This is a genomic window from Bacillus sp. RZ2MS9 (genome assembly GCF_001816185.2).
Lineage (GTDB): Bacteria > Bacillota > Bacilli > Bacillales > Bacillaceae_G > Bacillus_A > Bacillus_A cereus.
Genome location: NZ_CP049978.1, coordinates 2,819,139 through 2,839,060 on the forward strand (window position 1 = coordinate 2,819,139; position 19,922 = coordinate 2,839,060).

Consider the following 19,922-nt stretch of genomic DNA (forward strand, 5'->3'; position numbering starts at 1 on the left):
ATCACAAATGATGAGCTCTTTGTTTACTTTATCCTTCAATTGTAACCCCAGTAAACATTGATAAGTTTCCCGTTATTTTCTCACCTACACGTAAAAATAAGCCTGCTGCTCTTCCGCTTATACAGTGAGAGCCAATTAATAGTTTACCAGTATATGGACCATCCCATGTGTCAATGGTATAGTCAGGCATTTCTATGTATTGCTGGTATATCTTCCTTTGTTCAAAGTAATACTCTGTTTTATCTTCAGCTAATAATTCATCATTTTCGTATATAGATACTCCGCCACCTTCACGACCAAATACAGGTTTGGAAACGTATGATTCATGTCTTTCTAGAAATCGCTTATTTGAAAAATATGTTGGTAGAAAGTATTTATAAATAATGTCTTGCTCTTCTTCTGTAAAGAAAACACTTTCTTCATAAAGCTTCCAAATTAGTGCGAGTACACTTTTGTTTTGCATAACAAATGCGGCTGGCGGATTAATAATTTTCACTCTTTCTTGCGCAATATGATCTAAAAATTGTAAACCAATCCTTTTTCCATTCTTATCAACGTCCGTTACTAAATACTCTATTGGATACAGTCTATATAAATATTTTATTTTTTCTCCACTCGGCGTATATATACCATCTTCCGCAACGACAATGTCTTGTATTCCTACATAGTCCGTTGACTGATTTAAGCAATACGTTCTTAAAAACTGAACCGTTTGACTATCTTCATCGTGCCAATCATAACTAGTAAAATATATCGTCTCTTCAGGGCCTATATGATAGTCATGTTTAATTTGTTCCCATGCCTGCACAATATGCTCTTCTATATGGTTTGGGTGATTTACATCATGATAACGGCATAACACTTCATTTGCGACAGACGGTTCTAAATAGCCTGTTGGCGTATCACAATTTACTTCTATTAATTTTATATCGTCACCATTTACGATAAAATCAAACCTTGTAAAATATGAAAATAAACCATTATGTTTCATTCTCGCCATTTCCCACGCTTCAGCTGGGAATCCAAGTTTTTGAAAATCTTCTGTCGTATTTACAATATATTGATACGTTCTATATAACACATACATGATTTCTTCTGTCGCTTTTGAGATAGCAGTATAAGTTTTTGCTGGCATGCGATACATCCCTGTTGCCATATATTGATTCCATTCTTCATTCTCTAACAGACTAGGCCAAGTGAAACCATTCCTACTAGCCTCTTCTGCAAGTGAAAACCATACTTTCATATACTCTTCTTGCTCTCGTTCTGTATACATTACTCCATTACCCTTTCGTTTTAGGATCCTGCTGGCGCTTTTGCGTTTCCAATTCCACTTGAACCAGAGTTTACTTTCGGTGTTTGCGTAGTAGATGATTTTGGCGTATTTGTATCTGGTGTTACTTTATTGGATGGATTTGGCTGCTGTTTATTTAAATCTACTTTATTGGAAGTATTATTGTTACCGTTAGAACCACCAGTATAACCACCGCTACTACCGCCACCTGTTCTACGCTCATCTTTTTCACGATATGGAATAACATTATTTGCATACGGTTTCTTCATTAAATTTGGTTTTGCTGTATAATTCATATTTGAAGTTCTACTCGCTAATAAATATCCTGCTACAAATGGAAGTATCGGTAAATGAGAGTTTTCATGATAAGATGAAAATGACGGATTATTTTCCTTGCATAACTCATCTTTCTCTACATTTTCATTGGTTGGGGCTTTATCATCACAATTTAATGTTTCTTGTTCATTTCTTTGTTTTGCACCATCTGTTTTAACAGCTGTACTTTCTTGCTGAGCAGTTTCTTCTTCATAATCACTACAACCTGTTAATAAAAAAGATGACACCCCTATTGAAGTAGCTATTTTTATAAACTTACTTTTCTCCATTCTCACGTGTTATACACCTATCTTCTTTTATCTATATTTTTCCAGATACCTATATTATATAATGAAATTATTATTTTTTTCAAACTATATTCAATATGTACAATTATATATTTTCATGTAACAATGAAATCTTTCTATCCCTGGATATTTTTCTCCTAAACTTTTAACTTGAAAACCAATTCTTTTATAAAATTCTACCGCCCCATCGTCTGTCTCCGCTTCTATATAAGTCAATTGGTATACTCTTACAATCTCTTTAATCATTTGCAGTGCAATTCCTTTTTGACGATAATCTGGAGCCACTGCTATATGACATACTCGTGCTTTAGTTGCTCCGATTACTTCAATACCTAGACAAGCTTTTTCTTCATATTTGTACAAAGTCCCTTTATTACTTTGATAAAATAATACTGCTTTCTTTAAGCTTATTTCATTTGGACCGACGGCATATTGTAGCACATTTAATATTGAATCTTTTTCAATTTGTTCAACGCGATGTAAATTCATATTTTCATCCCTTTCTATGAAAAAAAGACTAACTCTTAATAAAAAGAGCTAATCTCATTACGCCGTTATTTTTTCTTCTTTTTTTACAACGACAGCCACATAACTATGAAGTATCATTCCAATAATAACGAGACTCATACCAATCCAAGATAATGATGACGGAATTGGTGCAGATAACCAGATCAGCTCTCCTACTAGCGCAAATAAAACTTCACCAGACTGCGTCGCTTCCACTGTTGCTAATTTTTGCGGATCATCTTTCACAAGATCTGTTGCAAAGAAAAATAATACTGTCGCGATTAACCCAGAGCTAACTGCTACAATAAAACATTGAAAAACTTGGCTACTTGACGGTAATCCGCCTGTTGATACTTCGTAACCAGATAATAAAAACCAAAATGGTAAACTTGCTAATGTCATACCGAGTACTCGCTGAAATACATCTAATTCCCCTTTACAAACTTGCATCATTTTTCTATTTCCAAGAGGATACGCAAATGCTGCAATAAGTACAGGAACTACACATAAAACGGTTTCACGAATACCTAATGAAGAAGCATGTTCTGCTTGCATGAGAACAACACCGAATAAAATAATGCCCGACATAACTAATTCCTTCATCGGAAGTTTTTTATGTAGTGGATCCACCGTAAAAAATGGTGTTAACAAAATCCCTGCAACGATTGTAATTTGCCATGTTGATGCAACAAGCCAACCTGGTCCGAACGCTCCAGCAAAACTAAGCGGTGCATAAAAGAGACCAAATCCAACGATACTCCACACTAACCATTCTTTCGGATTGTTTTTCATATATTGAAAGAGTTGCTTTAAGTTCCCTCTATACATAACAATAAGTAATAGCATTGGAACCATAAAATAATACCGTAATGATGCACTCCAAATCCAGCTTCCACCTTCTAAGTCCATTGCCCGGTTTAAAACAAAGGTAAAGGCAAAGAAAAATGATGCCAGTATCCCTATAACAATTGCTTTCATTGTAAAACCCCTTGTATTTAATTTTTTATCTCTATGACATATATTTTAGTATACGCGATGAAAAATCTACATACAAACTTACATTTCACTTTGGGATGATGAAGGAATTGTAGTAGATTTACATGGGAATAAAGTGCATTGGTATGAAATCGAGGCCATTACATATCAAAATTTTCAAGGGTCAAAATCTACTTTAATCTCGACCCGCTATAAAAGATGGCTACCAACTATTGCACATTCAATTTACTGGTTTTCTATTGAGAAACCAAAAGATTATCATAAAAATTTAATGATAGCTTGGGAAGAAAAGCGAACGAATAAAAACAAACGCCTCCTTTAATTATTATTTAGGGGCGTTCGTTCATTCAAAAATTAAAGAATATGTAGTTTATATTCTCTGTATAATTTCCTCAAACGACTGATATGAGCTTGATGATACCGATTATGATCTGCTATATGCCATATTCCCCATCTTATTGTCGCAGTTTCGCCTTTTTCATACAAAACTTCCCGCATTAAATCAGTTTCTGTTAGTGTCATACATTCTTCATAAAACAATTTTTGCACTGCTTCATAATCTTGCATTAACTCTTGCAATGTGTTTTTTCTTAAACTTGGTAATTCTCCTACTTCATTTAACATAGGACCATATTTATTTTCAAATGCTGGCGGAACATCTTCTCCCTTGAAACGATACACCCAATGTAAATCAACAACTGCTAAATGCTGAAGTAACTGCCCAATACTATTTTCATTATTTTCAGACCCTTTATAGGATAGTTCGTTCTCTTCAGTACCTTCGACTAACCTTTGCAATCTATTAAACGTATCAGCAACCGTCGCATACAAAATCGCTACTTGAGGGTCCATATTTCTTTCTAAATAGAGATCTTTCATACAAAACTTCCTCTCTTAAAAGAACAACACCATATGTTCATCATCACTATACACACCATTCATTTTTATAGCCCTTTTTTCAATTCCGTATGTTTTAAATCCCATTGATTCATATAATCGTTTGGCTGGTTCGTTCGTTGAAACAACCCCTAAATTCAATTGCTCTAGCTTCATCTCTTTTGCCCTTTCAATTGCTTTACGTATTAAATCACGTGCAAGACCACTTCTTCGATTTTCAGTATCTACATACATTGCAACGATATGTCCTTTATGCTTATATGCGTCTTTTTCTTCTGTTAATAAAGTAACAACCCCAACTAAACGATTTTCATTATTAAAAGCACCAAATGTAAAACTACTATTGGATGAAAGATTACTAGCAACTCGTTCAAGAGGATTTTCTTGACGTACTGCTTCTTCATAAGTCGTTATAAATGCTTCTGGATTTACTTGTAATGCTTGTAAACGTAACTCCCAATATTGTTTTGCATCCGCTTTTGTAAGTAATCGAATCATTTTATCTTCCCCTTTTTAATTTACATAATATTTTTATAGGCTACTTTTTTGATTCATACTCTTCTTTTAATATACTGTAACGATTGCGATGAATGAACTTCCCCTGTCTCAATCGATCATTTCTCATTAACCCTTCGCATACAAATCCGGCACTTTCATAACTCTTTTTAGCTTTTGTATTATCTTCATCTACACGTAACCAAATTTTCTCCAATTCAAACTGAGAAAAACCTATTTGTAACATGCTGTTTAGAGCTGCCATTCCAAATCCTTTACCCCAATAGTCTTTATTTCCAATCGCAATTCCTAGTTCAGCATTTTTATTTGTTTTATCAAAATTTTTAAGGTCTACCCATCCAATATGTATACCTGCCTCAGTAACGATTGCCCTTTGTTCATAACCATTTTTTCGGCTTATACAAGCTTCAATCCAGTTTCTCGTATCTCCACGAGTGAACGGAGGATATTGATCTGGTACGACTAAATGCTTTGTTACATCTCTATCTAATGACCATTGATAGCGATCTTCTACATCATCTAGTGTCAATTCTCTTAATTGAACATATGGTACATTCATTTTTCTCTCCCCTTTTTATTTACCAATAGAAAATCCTTCGAACACTCTTCCACCATACTGTTCTAACGTCTTTTCTATAAAATGAATTAATTCATTTTTCTCTCCCGTTTTATAAAAATGATCAAAAGCGGCTACAAATTTGTTTGCATATTGCTCATCATATCTTCTTAGCACTCTAATAAACCATTTTGAACTCCCAAGCCACTTACCATTTACTCTTAATACATATTCATGTACTAAATCCGCTAATAAATTAGCGATAAACAATTCTTCTTCTCTTTTTGTTGCACCAATAAAGTCATCTAAAGTATCCGTAATAAAATATCGCTTCTGCTTAATCGTTTCTTCGGTCCATTTAGCTGGTCCTTTATGTAGTAAATCATTCGCTTCTTTTTTTAATTTCTCAACAATTTCCTTTTCCCCTTTTAATGCAATCCCTTCCGAAACTAATTGTGGTAACGACGGTCTCCCTCGATCACAATCCATTTTGAAAAAGGTTTTATATGTTTCAAAATTATGAACAAACACCTCAACAGGCCATCCATTACTATAGAAAGATTCCCTATAGCAAGAAGTTAAACTTTGGTCAACTATTACAATATCAAGGTCAGATGTTTTCGTCGCTTCTCCTCGTGCAACGCTTCCGCCGAGTAAAGCTACATCACAATTAGAAAATTGTAATGTAATTATGTTTTGTGCTGCGTCAATTGCTTTCATAACCGATCCTCTTTTCTTATTTCACTTTCTTTTTTTCAGCTCTTTCTCTCGCTTTTTTTATATAGCTTTCTGCATCTGGTGTTTTACATGATGTTGCACCATGATCAACCTCTACTTTTCCAATTTCACGTGCAATTTCAATCGCTTGTCGCTCTAAGTCTTCATTACGAATTCCTATTGCGATTAAAGCACTATTCATCGCTTCTTTTTTTCTATTTTTTTCATTATGTATATTTTCTTTAATCTCTTCTAAGTACGGAGAGAAGAAATCATCATGTAACGTTTTATTTTTAATCGCTATATTTGCTAATAAAGACCAGCCAGCTCTTCCAATCCATTCATCATTAGACTTTGTCCACTCTTCCATTCTTTCTATTGCAATTGGCGAAGTACCTATAGATGTCATAAGAACATCCATCAAACAGTAATAATCAACATCCTGAATCCAACTATTAAGCTGTTCTGTCGTTATTTTTTTCGGATCTAAAATATAAGTTGCTAATGTCATTGCGTCCATATTTTTCGTTTCCCACAATCCAACTGCTAAATCATGATCTTTTTTTATCTTCTTTTTTAACAATTTTAAATTCGCAAAACTAACTCCAAATAACGGCTCTTTCGCTCCGTGGTTTTTATACGTTTTTCGATTTTGTTCTGTTCCATATTCCTCTAGTTGCTGCATTACTTCCTCAAGTAACATATACCCACCTCTTTATCTTTTATGTTGACTGTATATATGTATGTACGATATATTCTACATTACTTTTTGGTTTTCCTATATTTATTTTTAAAATACGGTATGTGAAATTTTTAAACATTGCACAGCTACACCATCAAAAAACTATACATGTTAAACATACAGTTTTTTGATGGTATCAATTTTCCGTAGAATAAGATATAAACTACGAAAGAACTTTTAATGAGATGTGTATTTCCAACATGTTTAAAAAACTCTTTAAAATGGTTTACTATCATACTTTTATACCTCCTTCATAAATTATGTTTACTACATTTATTCTTAGCCAAAATACTTTCTACATTTTAATAACTCTCTCAATAAGATTTTCTTATATAAAAATCCCTACAAACGCTGTAGGGATTTATGTCTAAATCATTTTGCTACACTCTATTTCATATGAAAATAGTTTCCTTATTCAGATGCATTCATAAGCACAATTCTCCAACCATCTGGATCCTCTATTGTGGTTCCTTTCTCTATCCAATACGGGTTTTCTGGTTCCACCTCATGGTAGCCCATATTACTTAATCGATTTACTATATTTTCAATTTCATCTTTATTAGGCATATAAAAAACTAGTAAATTATCTTTTGTCGGTGCCAGACATGGACTTCCATTAACATGTGAAGTAAACTCCAAATGATACTCTTCATCTGGTAATCCAAACATAACCCCGTCATATCCTTCATGATTGTGAAATTCCCCTATACGTTTTAATCCTAATCCTGTTTCATAAAAACTAATCACTTCTTCCAATTTATCTGTTGGTCTTGCAATTCTAAATTGAACCCAATTCTTCATGCAAATCTCCTCCTTTTCATTTTCCAAAGCTTTATAGTAATTAGTATAGGTTACATATATTCCCTTTAACATCCCTCATTAGTGTGAGCTTCCTAAGTTGAAAGACCTATTAGTTAATAAACAATAGGACTTTAGTATAAATTGCTATTTTGCATTGTTTCTAATGTTATCCATGACTGCCCAATTGGATTAACATATGGCCTTTCCTCATTACAAATTTTACAGTGAGAAGGTGCTTCTTCATTTTCGGGATACTGTACTCCACATGTAGTGCAAATATAATTATTCATATTCCCGCTCCTTTTTTCATATAATTGTTCCTTTACCAATATTTGGAACAAAAACGAAGTGATACGAAAGTATGATTTGGTGATTGAAAGTTTAAATAATAAAGTTTAAATTCATTCTATTTTTCAAAACTGCAATTGATATAAAATCTTGCATACTTTTGGGTAAACTTTTTTACAAGTGTAAAAAAGTTTCTTTGCATTTCCCTACCTATAATTGCTAATATAGTAGAGTAGAACTTTTATAGAGAGAAGGAAAATTATGCACAATGGAATTCGAATGACAACTTTAGTAAAAAGGGCTATGTTAGTTTGTGCGGGAGTATTATTCACATACGAAGCGGCTTTTGGATCAGTACATACTGCTTTAGCTAGTACAGAGGATGAAGCAAAATCTGTTCAACTTGTAAGTGAGATTCAAACATCTCTTGCTCCGAAAGAAGCTCCAAAACATTATAACGGGCAAGTTAGAAAAGTCGCTTATTTAACATTTGATGACGGTCCTGGAAAATACACAGCTGAGCTTTTAGATATGTTAAAGAAAGAAAATGCAAAAGCAACATTTTTCCTAATTGGTTCAAACGTAAAAGCTTTCCCTGATCTTGTAAAACGCGAAGATGCTGAAGGCCACTACGTTGGGATGCACAGTATGACTCATAACTACAAGAAACTTTACACTGAAGGTCATTACGTAGATGAAATGAAGGAAGACCAAGGCTTAATCGCTGGTGTTTTAGGTAAATCACCAGTATTAACTCGTCCAGCTTACGGCTCTATGCCAGGATTAAACGAAGGTCTTCGCAACAAAGTTGTAGACAATGGCTTAAAAGTTTGGGATTGGACAATTGATTCTTTAGACTGGAAATATAACAAAATGCAAGTTGATGCTGCATCAGCTAAAATTGTAGAAAACGTTCTAGCTCATTCTACAAATCCAACAGAAGTTATCCTTATGCATGATATTCATCCACAATCAGTAAAAGCAGTACCTGGAATTATTAAAGGACTGAAAGAAAAAGGATATGAATTAGAAGCATATAATGAGAACGAACACTTCCCATTAAACTTCTGGCATGATAATCGTATGTAATGAAAAGACTTGATCCCCTCTAGTAGGTTATCAAGTCTTTTTTATCGTTTTTAGAATTTCCTTATAGAGAAAACCTATACACGCTTGCACCATATCAATATTATACGTCCCTTCCCTTTTATCAAATAAATTTAACTTTGAAATATCACATGCTATCTTTAACCTAGTTTAAATAAGTAGATGTTATATAATCGTATTTATAGTGCAAACTGAAGAAGCTTGGAATCAATTTAAGAAAGAAACGCGATAAGTAAAAAACTACAAAAGCGACTTATTCAAAATAAAAACATACATATCAGAACAGTCAAAAAAGGATTGAATATACAATTTCAATCCTTTTTTATATTATCAACACTTTAGCACATATTACTCTTAAGGAGTGATATGTATATGGATTTTCTTTCACCTGAATATTTGTCTGCCTTGCTTGCCATTATTGTAATCGATTTAGTGTTAGCCGGAGATAACGCCATCGTAATTGGATTAGCAGCAAGAAGATTACCGAAAGACCAACAAAAGAAAGTTATCATTTGGGGAACTATTGGAGCAATTGCCATTAGAGCCCTCGCTACCTTAGTTGTCGTTTGGTTATTAAAAATACCTGGATTACTCCTAATTGGTGGTGTACTTCTTATTTGGATCGCTTACAAGCTGATCGCTGAGGGCAAAAATCATGATATTAAAGCCGAAGAAGGATTTTGGTCTGCTATTAAAACCATTATTATTGCTGATGCGTTAATGGGCATTGATAATGTACTCGCTGTTGCAGGAGCTGCCCATGGTAACTTTTCTTTAGTAATCATCGGATTATTAGTGTCTATTCCAGTAGTCGTATGGGGCAGTACATTAATTTTAAAATGGGTGGATCGTTTTCCTGTCATCATTACGATCGGAGCAGCCGTTTTAGCTTATACTGCCGCGAAAATGATTGTAGATGAGAAATGGTTCGCTGGATTTTTCGAAAGTAACCCTTTCGTTAAATGGGCATTTATCATTATTATCATCGTCGGTGTAGTTTTCTTCGGAAAGGCAAAACAAAAAGCAACAGCTGGTTCTGTCTCATAATGATGGTATATTTACAAATAAAAGGCGCTATTCATATGAATAGCGCCTTTTATTATTTATTTAGCTTCCCCTTCCGGAGTCGTTTTTACCTTCGTTTTGTTTTTATCACGGTTGTTATAGTTATACTTCGAACGATCTACTGGAGTGAATCCTTCCGGTGTGTAGAATCGTAATAAGTCACCATTTACGACTTGGTCAGAGTATTTTAGTGAGTTTTGAACCATTTGTTCATTTTTCTTTATTTCATCTGTAAATTCTACAGGTTTTCCAGTAGTTGTATCATAGTATTTGCCGTTTAGTGCAGTAACTGTTGGGCTTACGTAGTTACCGTTACGGAACGCAACGACTTGCTTATGATCTGGTGATAATAAATCAGAACCGAATTGAACATAATTCTTTGTATCTGTACCTAGTAAGTGTAATAGCGTTGGAAGAACGTCAATTTCACCACCGTATTGATGTTGTACGCCACCTTTCACTCCTGGTACACGAACGATTAATGGTACACGTTGTAACTGTGCATTTTCAAATGAGTTCATTTCTTTACCCATTACTTTTGACATTGCTGCATTATGATTATCTGAAATACCGTAATGGTCTCCGTACATAACAATAATTGAGTTATCATATAAACCAGATTGTTTCAAGTAATCGATGAAGCCTTTTACAGATTCATCTAAATAGCGTGCTGTTTGGAAGTACGTATCTACTGATGAATCACCTGTTGTTGCTGGTTCAATCGTTGCTTCTGCCTTATCGATTGGATAAGGGAAATGGTTCGATAACGTAATAAACTTTGTATAGAACGGTTGTTTCAACGTTTGTAATAACGGAATAGATTCATTAAAGAACGGTTTATCTTTTAATCCGTAGTTTACTACGTCTTTTTCATTCATATCGTAGTATGACGCATCAAAGAATTTATTAAAACCAAATGATTTATAAATATCGTCACGGTTCCAGAATGTTTTGTAGTTACCGTGGAATACTGCTGATGTGTATCCTTGTTGTCCTAAAATAGCTGGTGCTGATTGATACGTATTATGAGATTTCGTTGTAAAGACAGAACCTTGCGGTAAGCCAAACATTGAATTCTCTAACATAAACTCCGCATCAGATGTTTTCCCTTGTCCTGTTTGATGGAAGAAGTTATCAAAGTATAGTGTATTCGCATCTTTTGTAAATGAGTTTAAGAACGGTGTAACTTCTTGACCATTTAATTTGTAATCAATTAAGAAGTTTTGGAATGACTCTAAATGAATGTAAATTACGTTCATTCCCTTTCCTTTACCGAAATACTCAGGATTTGGACTTGCATAAGTTGATGTTAAATAATTTCGTACTTCTGTCATATTATCGCCATCCGCTAATGCTCGTTCTGTCGATGCTTTCGCACTTTGAATTCCATCATAAATTGTGTAGTTGTATGCACCTAAATATTTCACAATATAATTACGGTCAAACGTTCTTGTTAATAATTCAGGACGGTCAGACTCTGCAAGACCTAAGTTAACACTGAATAATAAAATACCTACTACAAATACTAGAGATAATTTATGCTTCGCAACACGAATTGGTTTTGGATTTGCAAATTTTGTTGCGACTAACACAATTAATATAATCGTGTCTAAGAAGTATAATGGATCATAAAGATGTAGCAACGCAAGAATACTACCACCTAAATCTCCAAAGTTATTTGTTTGTGTTAATGTCGGGAACGTAATAAAGTCACTGAAAAAGCGATAGTATACTACGTTTGCGTATAAAAGAATCGACAATAACAAATTAATGATAATTAACCAAATATAAGATCGTTTCCCTTTTGCAAATAATGCAAGTCCTAAAAATAGAACTGCTGAACTAAGCGGGTTAAAAAACAGCAAGAATTTTTGGATTGTGTTTGAAATTCCTAAATTGAATTCCGTTACATAAGCTGCATATGTTTTGAGCCACAATAAAATAACGGCAAACAGAAAGAATCCAAAATGATTGCTTAACACACTTTTGCTCTTTAATAAGAACTGTTTCATTTCTCCACCTCTTTTGATCATCCAAGGCTTATTTTTTTATAAGTCTGTCTCTCTATTCAAATTTTCTTCTTCAAATAGATTATCTTTATTTAACTATATGAAGAATATTAGTAATTATAATTTGAAGCTAGTATTTATTCAACTATTTCTTTCTAGACATTTTGACCTTGGTTTCTATTTAACAAAATAAATTTGTAACATTTCCTGTTTTCTCCCAAGATTCATCCACTAATTATGACACCCCATACTATATACCTTTATAAACTCATTCGCAAACTATTCTATCTCCAAATTTGGTACATATTTCACATGACAAAATAATACGATTTGATTATATTACTCCACTTACATTTCCCTTCTTCAACTAACTCTTTAAATCTTAAAGTCATTACATCCCTTCCATACATGAAAGAATTCTCCTGTTCATTAATATTATATTTGAATAATTATTCATTTGATCGACCAGCGATGTTACGTTTTCTCGACAAAAAACTCGCTCTAAAAAGAACGAGTTTTTTCATTATATATTATTGACCTTTGTACATTGCATCTACTTGTTTTTGAAGTTCCTCATTTTCTAAGAACTCATCATAAGTAGCCTCTTTATCAATTACACCGTTTGGTGTTACTTCGATAATGCGGTTTGCAATTGTTTGCACGAACTGATGGTCATGAGATGTGAATAAGATTGTACCTTTGAATGCAATTAAACCGTTGTTTAATGCTGTGATTGACTCAAGGTCTAAGTGGTTCGTTGGATCGTCAAGTGTGATTACGTTCGCACCACTTAACATCATTTTAGATAACATACAACGAACTTTTTCGCCTCCAGATAATACAGAAACGTTCTTCTTAACTTCTTCACCTGAGAATAACATCCGGCCTAAGAAACCACGTAAGAAGCTTTCAGACTCATCTTGTGGAGAGAATTGACGTAACCATTCAACTAAGTTGTAATCACTGTTCTCAAAGTACTTAGAGTTATCTCTTGGGAAGTAAGATTGAGAGGTTGTAACACCCCATTTGAATGAACCGCTATCCGGCTCCATTTCACCCATAAGAATTTTAAATAATGTTGTCATCGCAATATCGTTACGGCCGATAAATGCAACTTTATCACCTTTATTTAAAGTGAAGTACACATTATCTAACACTTTTTCACCATCAATTGTTTTAGAAAGACCTTCAACAGTTAATAAGTCATTTCCTACTTCACGCTCAGGTGTGAAGCCAACGAATGGGTAACGACGTGATGACGGTCTAATATCATCTAATGTAATTTTGTCTAATAATTTTTTACGAGAAGTTGCTTGTTTCGCTTTAGAAGCGTTTGAACTAAAGCGTGCAATGAAGTTTTGTAACTCTTTTACTTTCTCTTCTTTTTTCTTATTAGCATCTTGTGTTAATTTTAAAGCTAATTGGCTTGACTCATACCAGAAGTCATAGTTACCAACATAAAGTTGAATTTTACCGAAATCAAGGTCAGCCATGTGCGTACATACTTTATTTAAGAAGTGACGGTCATGGGATACTACGATAACTGTGTTTTCAAAGTTCATTAAGAAATTTTCTAACCATTGAATCGCTTTTAAGTCCAAGTGGTTGGTAGGCTCATCTAATAATAGAATATCAGGTTGACCGAATAAAGCTTGAGCAAGTAATACTTTTACTTTCTCTGCCCCAGTTAATTCTGACAATTTCTTATCATGAAGATCTTCACCAATACCTAAACCTTTAAGAAGAATTGCAGCTTCTGACTCAGCTTCCCAACCGTTAAGCTCAGCGAACTCACCTTCAAGTTCAGCAGCGCGCATTCCATCTTCATCACTAAAGTCTTCTTTCATGTAAATAGCATTTTTCTCTTGCATTACTTTGTAAAGTTGCGTGTGACCCATAATTACTGTTTCTAATACTGGGAACTCTTCATATTCGAAGTGGTTCTGTTTTAATACTGCTAGACGCTCACCTGGCGTAATATGTATGTCACCTGTTGATGGTTCAATTTCTCCAGATAAAATCTTTAGAAATGTAGATTTACCAGCACCGTTTGCTCCGATCAAACCGTAGCAGTTACCTGGCGTGAATTTTATGTTAACATCTTCAAATAATTTGCGATCCGCGAAACGCAAACTAACGTTACTTACTGTAATCATTTGTGTCCTCCTACTAATACCGCTTATTTCAGCGTTTTCTCACCGATTGTCTTAAAAAATCGCATATTACGACTCAATTATTGTAGACTATAGCTATTATATAGTAGAAGCTGGATGAATAGCAACGGTTGATTACCTTTCTACAATGAAATCGGATAGTTTTTGTCCCTTCCCCTAGCTATTGTATGTATATCATCGACCTCTTTCTCATATAACCTTTCACTGCTCATTCTGTAATATATCGGATTCATTTTCATCTGAAATATTATATACCGAAAAAACTGTAGAGAAATCATTCCCTACAGTCTCTTCTTATTTCGTATTTATTATTTTCTCTTTGTAACTCTTCATTTTACTCGTTAACCCTATTAACGCCGGTAATAATATCGGCATCACAATTAAAGCTAATAGAAGAAGTGCAACGCCAACTACTGATGCAACTTGTATAAGTGTTAATACACCTGATGGAATTAATGCTGCAAATGTCCCGCCTAAAATTAGCGCCGCTGATAATACAACTCCTCCTATATGACGAGATGCAGTTACAATTTTCGTTACCGAATCCCCTTCTATCTCGTTATAGCGCATCATTACGAAAATACTATAATCCACTCCTAAAGCGACAATCATAATGAAGCTAAAGAATGGAACATTCCAGCTTAATGAATCTACATGTAATACATGTGCACTAATTTGTTCGCTTATACCGAGTGATGCGAAGTACGCTAATAGTAATGAGCCAATAATAAATATTGTGTTTAGTAATGAGCGTGTAATTACGATTAATACAATCGCAATTCCAATTAACATAATTGTAGCTGTACGTAAGAAATCTTGCCCTGTTACTTCTTTTAAATCAACGTTTCTAGCTGTTGTTCCGCCAATTGCTGTTTTCGCATCATGTAATTCCGTTCCCTTTACAGTGCCATCGATTGTTTTATTGATTTCTTGAATAATTGGCATCGCTTCTTTTGAATACGGATTTACATCTAAAATGATAGTCATTTTAGCAATTTTTCTATCCTGTGACATGTACGTGTTCAATGCTTTTTGGAAATCCTCTCCCTCTAGCACTTCTTTTGGAATATAAAACTTCTCAGAGCTCTTCGATTCATTGAGCTCCCCTAAATATTTTTGTGCGTCATGCAGGCCATTACTTACTTTTCCAAGCCCTTCTGTACTTTTAGATAAACCGGATTGTAATTGCCCCATCTTTTCTTGCAGGTCTTTAAGGCCCGTTAAAAGTTGTCCTTGCCCATCGTTTATTTTCGTTAATCCAGATTGTAACTCAACTGATTTATTTGCAATTTGTTTTGAACCTGAAGAACCTTCATTTAATCCATTTTTAAGATCGGCTGCTCCCTTTTGTAACTTATTAACTCCATTGCTCATTTCTTTTAAGCCGTTATCCACTTTCAGTAACGATTGATTCGCTTCTTTAAATGAACTCATCGCCGTTTTGTGCTGTGTTGCTAATTGATTTAATTCATTTGAAAGTACGCTTAATTTCTTTTGAGCCTCTTTAGCAATTCCTATCGTTTGTTGTATGTTTGGATCATTCGCTAATTCTGGTTTCGTTTGAACGAAATTGGTCATTAACATTTCAATTTGTTCATATCCCTTTTTCGCACCATCAATCGCTTGAAAAATACTTCCGAAGAATTGATCGTAAGAGTTTAAACCTTTTTCTAACTGTGCATAACCAGCATGCAGCTGCGACGTTGCATTAGATAGAACATTTATATTTTCGTTTACTGAAGCTAAACCACTCTCAATTTGCTGTGCTCCTTGTGCACCGTCGTTTATGCCATTTGATAATTGATGTAAAGCTGTTCCTAATGCTGATACCCCGTTTTTCGCCTCGTTCGTTCCATCAATTAATTTTTGAACATTCGCAAGACTATTTGAATCATTACTTCCCATTTTATTTTTCGCATCTGTTAATCCATCATTAATTTCCTTTATGCCACCATCGGCATCTCCTAATCCTGTATTCAATTCTCCCGCTTGCTTATTTAAATATAATTCTTTTATCTTCTCACCAGTTGGACGTGTTGGTGCATATACTTCTGACACACCTTTAACTTTCGAAATTTTATCAGTTAATTCGTCTAAAATTTGTAGAGAAGTTCCTTCATCCAGCTTTTTATCAGATTGAATGACTAATGTACTCGGTGAAGAGAAACCAGGCGGAAAATGATCCTCTATTACGTTAATACCCATCTTGGATTCATACTTATTATCCACTTCAAATAAATCATTGTAATTAAGTGTATTAGAGTATTTTAATACGAAAGGAATCGATATTACGAATACGATGATTAAAGCGACAAATGGCCTTGCTACTGAGTTTTTCGCAAAGAATCCCCATAAGCGACTATCCTCATGACCTTTAAATGTTTTAACTGGATAAAACATTCCTTTTCCTAAAAGCACCATGAAAAATGGATTTAAAGTCGTTAATACGAGTAATAATACTAAAACACCAATTGCTACCGCTGAAGTCGATTGATATAATTTAAAACTTGCTAAAGCAAGTGATGCAAAACCAATTAGCACCGCTATTCCGCTATATAATACAGTTTTACCTGCTGATTTGAATGTTTCTTTCGTAGCTAAAAATGCATTTTCTTGTTTACTTAATTCTTCTTTAAACCTCGTATATAATAAAATGTTATAATCTGTTCCTACCCCAAACAGGACGACGACTACGAACACTTGTGTAAAGTTTGAGAATGGAAAATTAAATTGATCTACAAGCTGGGCAATAATCCCCATTGAAACTAAATACGATATACCAACTGTAAGAAGAGAAACAATTGGAACAACTGGTGAACGGAATACGAGGATTAATACTACAAGAATGAAAATGATTGAAATAACTTCTGTCTTTTTCACTCCCTCTTGAGAGGATTTAAGAAAATCACCCGCTATTAAGTCACTTCCTGTTAAATACGTTTTTACCCCTTTCGTTTGCACTTTTTCATGAAGATTATTTGAAACTTTTGATATTTCACCATGTTTTTTATCTATCGATATTTGCGTTAAAATAGTCGTATTATCTTTAGAAACTAATTGTTTCTCCAAGTCTTTATTGTCTAAATGTGAAACAACTTCCTTAATTCCTAATTGCTCTTTTTCATTTTGCAGGGCGTTGATTGTTTTTGTTATTTCCTTTTTTTGTTCATCTGTTAAAGCTGCCTTATTGCCACTATTAAAAACGGCTATAATTTCATACTTTTCAACCCCTTCTTTATCCATCTCTTTCATCATCTTGTCAGCAATACTGCTTTGCTTTGTATTAGGGATTGTAATTTTCCCTTTTTCTTTCACTAATTGATCCATATTAGGCATCGTTACGACCATTGTAATAGTAATAACTATCCATAATAGAAAAGATAAACTTCTCCAACTTTTTAACTTGCTCATTTGAATCATCTCCCGTTTTGAAAGTTTCACGTTAGTAACGGAATGAACGTTCATTCCTATTGTTCTATTACATTATTTTGTAAATTCTATTAAACTAGTCTTTCCGGAATGAATGTTCATTCCCTTAGTTACACAAACATCCTTTCCTACTCTCATTTTTTAAATCTATTTAGGAATGAATATTCATTCCTTTCCTTATAAAGCTATAGAATCAAATGATTCTAATAGCGTTCCAAGAGCTTTCTTCTAATTCTTTTACTAACTCTTTCGAGTATTCTAATTGCCCTGTTGCAATTACTTTCGTTAATTTTTCTAGCGGTTGATATACAATAATAATTAAAGCAACTGGAGGCAATGGACGAAGAAAACCTTTTGCGATTCCATCTTCAATAATATTCATAAAGAAGCCTATAAAATCATCAAATATTTTCTTACTCTGTTCATCAAGAAAATAACTATCACAGTGAGAATTTGTAAATAAAAAAGCATCTACATTGTTTCTCGCAAATTCAAATAAACGGTTGTACGTATGACTAAACTGTTCACGAATATTTGCTTCAACAGGAAAATCCGTTTTTATTATTTCAGAAAGCTGTAACATACTTTTTGAAAATAATGAGTTAACAAGTGCCTCTTTATTTTCAAAATAGCGATAAATAGTACCCGCACCGACTTTTGCCTTTTCAGCGATCATTGGAATTGTCGTACCATCGTAACCACGCTCTGCAAAAAGTTGCATCGCAGCATCAAAAATATCCTCTTGTTTGTTTTTAGCCATTTTTTCCACCTCTATTTCCAGGAATGAAAATTCATTCCGTTTTTAATTATAAATTACATGGATTAAAAGTCAAGTGCGTGACAAAGTATAGTTACGTTTTAGTGAAAAAATTATATCAACGATTATTAGAATATATCGGCGCATCTCCAATTATATCAGCGATTTTCAGGATATATCGACTTACCGACAACCAAAGAGAAAGCTGTCCCAAAAATTGTTTTTGGGCAGCCCAATTTTCTATTGAAAACTTAAAAGAAATCATAAATAAATGCTTCTCGTACCGGAACTATTTTCTCAAACGCTTGTATTTCCTCTTCACTTCCGCTAATTAATTCTAATTCATTCAGTTGTAACGGACGTTTATAGCCGAACATTATTGTAGATAACTCGTTTATATCCAGTTTGATGCCTTTATCTATTGTTTTCTCTTTTATTATTGTTATTTCATGATTTGCAAGTCTCACTGTTATGTTATTCCACGGAGCAAATGCGTCTGTAATGTTTAGGATCACTTCTTGCTGTACATTGTTCCAATTCAACTCATATTGTTTTAAGAACTGCTCTACATCTACAATTCTTCCCATAAAATATGGTTTTATTTCTGTCTTCACGCGTGGCTCTTGCAATGAATATAATAACGGTTCGCTTTCACTTACTGTCATTTCAATTTCTTTAATCATAGAATCATGCTGACAAATAAAGTTCCACAGACCATTTCGTGCTTCATTATGCAGTGGTACAAATTCTTCTACTGTCATTTTATAGTTTTCTATTTTGTATAACATGTAACCTGCTGCCTTTTTATTTTCATCATAGTAAATCGCTAATGTTAAATCATCATAAACCGCTTGTAACCACCAGTTCTTCTCTCGAACTAACATACATGAAAAACGTTCTGCAAATGCTTCATAGAGCTTCTCGACTTCTTCTGGATGATTTTCTTTATTAAAACGTTTCACAGTACCATTTACTTGTTTTTTCATCACTAAATCGCTCTTACTTATATGACATTTGAGTAGATTCGCACAAAGTTCCCAGCCGTATTTACGATAAAATGAAACAGCAAATGGATGTAACATAGAGACTGTAAAGCCATCTTTTTTCATTGTTTGAAGTGAATGTTGAAGTAGCTCTTTTACATACCCACTTCTTCTGTACTCTGGATACGTCGCTACTCCTGCAACGCCACCCATTTTAAATTTTTCTTTACCTATGTAAATATGAAACGGGATGAGGTGTAGTTTTGCAGCTAAGTCTTCCCCTTCCATAATGCCGTATATTTCATGACTTTCCTTCATTTTTGTAAGTTGCTGCTGTAATCGTTCCTCATCTACTTTATATTGAAAAGCGTATTCTGATAAACGTAATGCTTCTCTAAACTTATCTTCTTTTAATTGTATGACATTCATATAATTCTCCTCCATTCTCTGTTTGAATTGTA

Annotated in this window: 17 protein-coding genes; 2 read left to right on the plus strand and 15 right to left on the minus strand. The window is 33.9% G+C overall.

Annotated elements, in window-relative coordinates; translation table 11 throughout:
• Window positions 1–28 precede the first annotated feature (28 nt).
• The 10 genes from BHV55_RS14510 to BHV55_RS14555 all read right to left on the minus strand — a co-directional run bounded on the left by BHV55_RS14510 (window position 29) and on the right by BHV55_RS14555 (window position 7,649).
• Complete coding sequence (locus tag BHV55_RS14510; RefSeq protein WP_000287883.1) at window positions 29–1,276, minus strand: glutathionylspermidine synthase family protein; 1,248 nt, start codon at window positions 1,274–1,276, stop codon at window positions 29–31.
• 20 nt (window positions 1,277–1,296) lie between these two features.
• The gene (locus tag BHV55_RS14515) at window positions 1,297–1,905 is read right to left on the minus strand and encodes a hypothetical protein (protein WP_048567572.1); all 609 of its coding nucleotides are present in this window, start codon (window positions 1,903–1,905) and stop codon (window positions 1,297–1,299) included.
• Window positions 1,906–1,989: 84 nt separating this feature from the next.
• Window positions 1,990–2,406 carry a GNAT family N-acetyltransferase gene (locus tag BHV55_RS14520; RefSeq protein ID WP_070757935.1) on the minus strand — a complete coding sequence of 139 codons (417 nt, stop codon included), beginning with the start codon at window positions 2,404–2,406 and terminating at the stop codon, window positions 1,990–1,992.
• A 57-nt stretch (window positions 2,407–2,463) separates the two neighbouring features.
• A complete protein-coding gene (locus BHV55_RS14525; RefSeq protein ID WP_070757937.1) occupies window positions 2,464–3,402 on the minus strand; it encodes a DMT family transporter in 939 nt (312 codons plus the stop codon).
• Window positions 3,403–3,774: 372 nt separating this feature from the next.
• A complete protein-coding gene (locus BHV55_RS14530; RefSeq protein WP_070757939.1) occupies window positions 3,775–4,299 on the minus strand; it encodes a DinB family protein in 525 nt (174 codons plus the stop codon).
• A gap of 15 nt (window positions 4,300–4,314) precedes the next feature.
• A complete protein-coding gene (locus BHV55_RS14535; protein ID WP_000620317.1) occupies window positions 4,315–4,815 on the minus strand; it encodes a GNAT family N-acetyltransferase in 501 nt (166 codons plus the stop codon).
• A 40-nt stretch (window positions 4,816–4,855) separates the two neighbouring features.
• Entirely contained in the window at window positions 4,856–5,392 is a 537-nt protein-coding gene (locus tag BHV55_RS14540) for a GNAT family N-acetyltransferase (RefSeq protein ID WP_001102495.1), read from the minus strand.
• Between the two features lie 15 nt (window positions 5,393–5,407).
• On the minus strand, window positions 5,408–6,109 hold the full coding sequence (locus tag BHV55_RS14545) for a nucleotidyltransferase domain-containing protein (RefSeq protein ID WP_000643682.1): 702 nt from the start codon (window positions 6,107–6,109) through the stop codon (window positions 5,408–5,410).
• Between the two features lie 16 nt (window positions 6,110–6,125).
• Window positions 6,126–6,809: a DNA alkylation repair protein gene (locus BHV55_RS14550; protein ID WP_070757942.1), complete on the minus strand. Its 684-nt coding sequence runs from the start codon at window positions 6,807–6,809 to the stop codon at window positions 6,126–6,128.
• A gap of 450 nt (window positions 6,810–7,259) precedes the next feature.
• Complete coding sequence (locus BHV55_RS14555; RefSeq protein ID WP_070757944.1) at window positions 7,260–7,649, minus strand: VOC family protein; 390 nt, start codon at window positions 7,647–7,649, stop codon at window positions 7,260–7,262.
• Between the two features lie 549 nt (window positions 7,650–8,198).
• Here BHV55_RS14555 and BHV55_RS14565 point away from each other — a divergent pair.
• The gene (locus tag BHV55_RS14565; RefSeq protein ID WP_000551444.1) at window positions 8,199–9,026 is read left to right on the plus strand and encodes a peptidoglycan-N-acetylglucosamine deacetylase; all 828 of its coding nucleotides are present in this window, start codon (window positions 8,199–8,201) and stop codon (window positions 9,024–9,026) included.
• 390 nt (window positions 9,027–9,416) lie between these two features.
• Window positions 9,417–10,091: a TerC family protein gene (locus BHV55_RS14570; RefSeq protein ID WP_048567567.1), complete on the plus strand. Its 675-nt coding sequence runs from the start codon at window positions 9,417–9,419 to the stop codon at window positions 10,089–10,091.
• 56 nt (window positions 10,092–10,147) lie between these two features.
• On the opposite strand, the gene ltaS is transcribed toward BHV55_RS14570, so the two are convergent.
• The 5 genes from ltaS to BHV55_RS14595 form a co-directional block, all read right to left on the minus strand.
• Window positions 10,148–12,121 carry a lipoteichoic acid synthase gene (gene ltaS, locus BHV55_RS14575; RefSeq protein ID WP_000808774.1) on the minus strand — a complete coding sequence of 658 codons (1,974 nt, stop codon included), beginning with the start codon at window positions 12,119–12,121 and terminating at the stop codon, window positions 10,148–10,150.
• A 527-nt stretch (window positions 12,122–12,648) separates the two neighbouring features.
• Window positions 12,649–14,274 carry an ABC-F family ATP-binding cassette domain-containing protein gene (locus BHV55_RS14580; protein ID WP_000633864.1) on the minus strand — a complete coding sequence of 542 codons (1,626 nt, stop codon included), beginning with the start codon at window positions 14,272–14,274 and terminating at the stop codon, window positions 12,649–12,651.
• Window positions 14,275–14,586: 312 nt separating this feature from the next.
• Entirely contained in the window at window positions 14,587–17,703 is a 3,117-nt protein-coding gene (locus BHV55_RS14585; protein ID WP_000040300.1) for an MMPL family transporter, read from the minus strand.
• A gap of 211 nt (window positions 17,704–17,914) precedes the next feature.
• Window positions 17,915–18,481 (minus strand): TetR/AcrR family transcriptional regulator, encoded by a 567-nt coding sequence (locus BHV55_RS14590; protein ID WP_001107303.1) that lies wholly within the window; start codon window positions 18,479–18,481, stop codon window positions 17,915–17,917.
• A gap of 248 nt (window positions 18,482–18,729) precedes the next feature.
• Window positions 18,730–19,890, minus strand: a complete 1,161-nt coding sequence (locus BHV55_RS14595; protein ID WP_048567565.1) for a GNAT family N-acetyltransferase — start codon at window positions 19,888–19,890, stop codon at window positions 18,730–18,732.
• Window positions 19,891–19,922: the final 32 nt, after the last annotated feature.

Excerpts from the sequence above, each read along its gene's own strand:
- BHV55_RS14510 (WP_000287883.1), bottom strand. The coding sequence starts at position 1,276 with ATGTATACAGAACGAGAGCAAGAAGAGTATATGAAAGTATGGTTTTCA.
- BHV55_RS14520 (WP_070757935.1), bottom strand. The coding sequence starts at position 2,406 with ATGAATTTACATCGCGTTGAACAAATTGAAAAAGATTCAATATTAAAT.
- BHV55_RS14525 (WP_070757937.1), bottom strand. The coding sequence starts at position 3,402 with ATGAAAGCAATTGTTATAGGGATACTGGCATCATTTTTCTTTGCCTTT.
- BHV55_RS14530 (WP_070757939.1), bottom strand. The coding sequence starts at position 4,299 with ATGAAAGATCTCTATTTAGAAAGAAATATGGACCCTCAAGTAGCGATT.
- BHV55_RS14535 (WP_000620317.1), bottom strand. The coding sequence starts at position 4,815 with ATGATTCGATTACTTACAAAAGCGGATGCAAAACAATATTGGGAGTTA.
- BHV55_RS14540 (WP_001102495.1), bottom strand. The coding sequence starts at position 5,392 with ATGAATGTACCATATGTTCAATTAAGAGAATTGACACTAGATGATGTA.
- BHV55_RS14545 (WP_000643682.1), bottom strand. The coding sequence starts at position 6,109 with ATGAAAGCAATTGACGCAGCACAAAACATAATTACATTACAATTTTCT.
- BHV55_RS14550 (WP_070757942.1), bottom strand. The coding sequence starts at position 6,809 with ATGTTACTTGAGGAAGTAATGCAGCAACTAGAGGAATATGGAACAGAA.
- BHV55_RS14555 (WP_070757944.1), bottom strand. The coding sequence starts at position 7,649 with ATGAAGAATTGGGTTCAATTTAGAATTGCAAGACCAACAGATAAATTG.
- BHV55_RS14565 (WP_000551444.1), top strand. The coding sequence starts at position 8,199 with ATGCACAATGGAATTCGAATGACAACTTTAGTAAAAAGGGCTATGTTA.
- BHV55_RS14570 (WP_048567567.1), top strand. The coding sequence starts at position 9,417 with ATGGATTTTCTTTCACCTGAATATTTGTCTGCCTTGCTTGCCATTATT.
- ltaS (WP_000808774.1), bottom strand. The coding sequence starts at position 12,121 with ATGAAACAGTTCTTATTAAAGAGCAAAAGTGTGTTAAGCAATCATTTT.
- BHV55_RS14580 (WP_000633864.1), bottom strand. The coding sequence starts at position 14,274 with ATGATTACAGTAAGTAACGTTAGTTTGCGTTTCGCGGATCGCAAATTA.
- BHV55_RS14585 (WP_000040300.1), bottom strand. The coding sequence starts at position 17,703 with ATGAGCAAGTTAAAAAGTTGGAGAAGTTTATCTTTTCTATTATGGATA.
- BHV55_RS14590 (WP_001107303.1), bottom strand. The coding sequence starts at position 18,481 with ATGGCTAAAAACAAACAAGAGGATATTTTTGATGCTGCGATGCAACTT.
- BHV55_RS14595 (WP_048567565.1), bottom strand. The coding sequence starts at position 19,890 with ATGAATGTCATACAATTAAAAGAAGATAAGTTTAGAGAAGCATTACGT.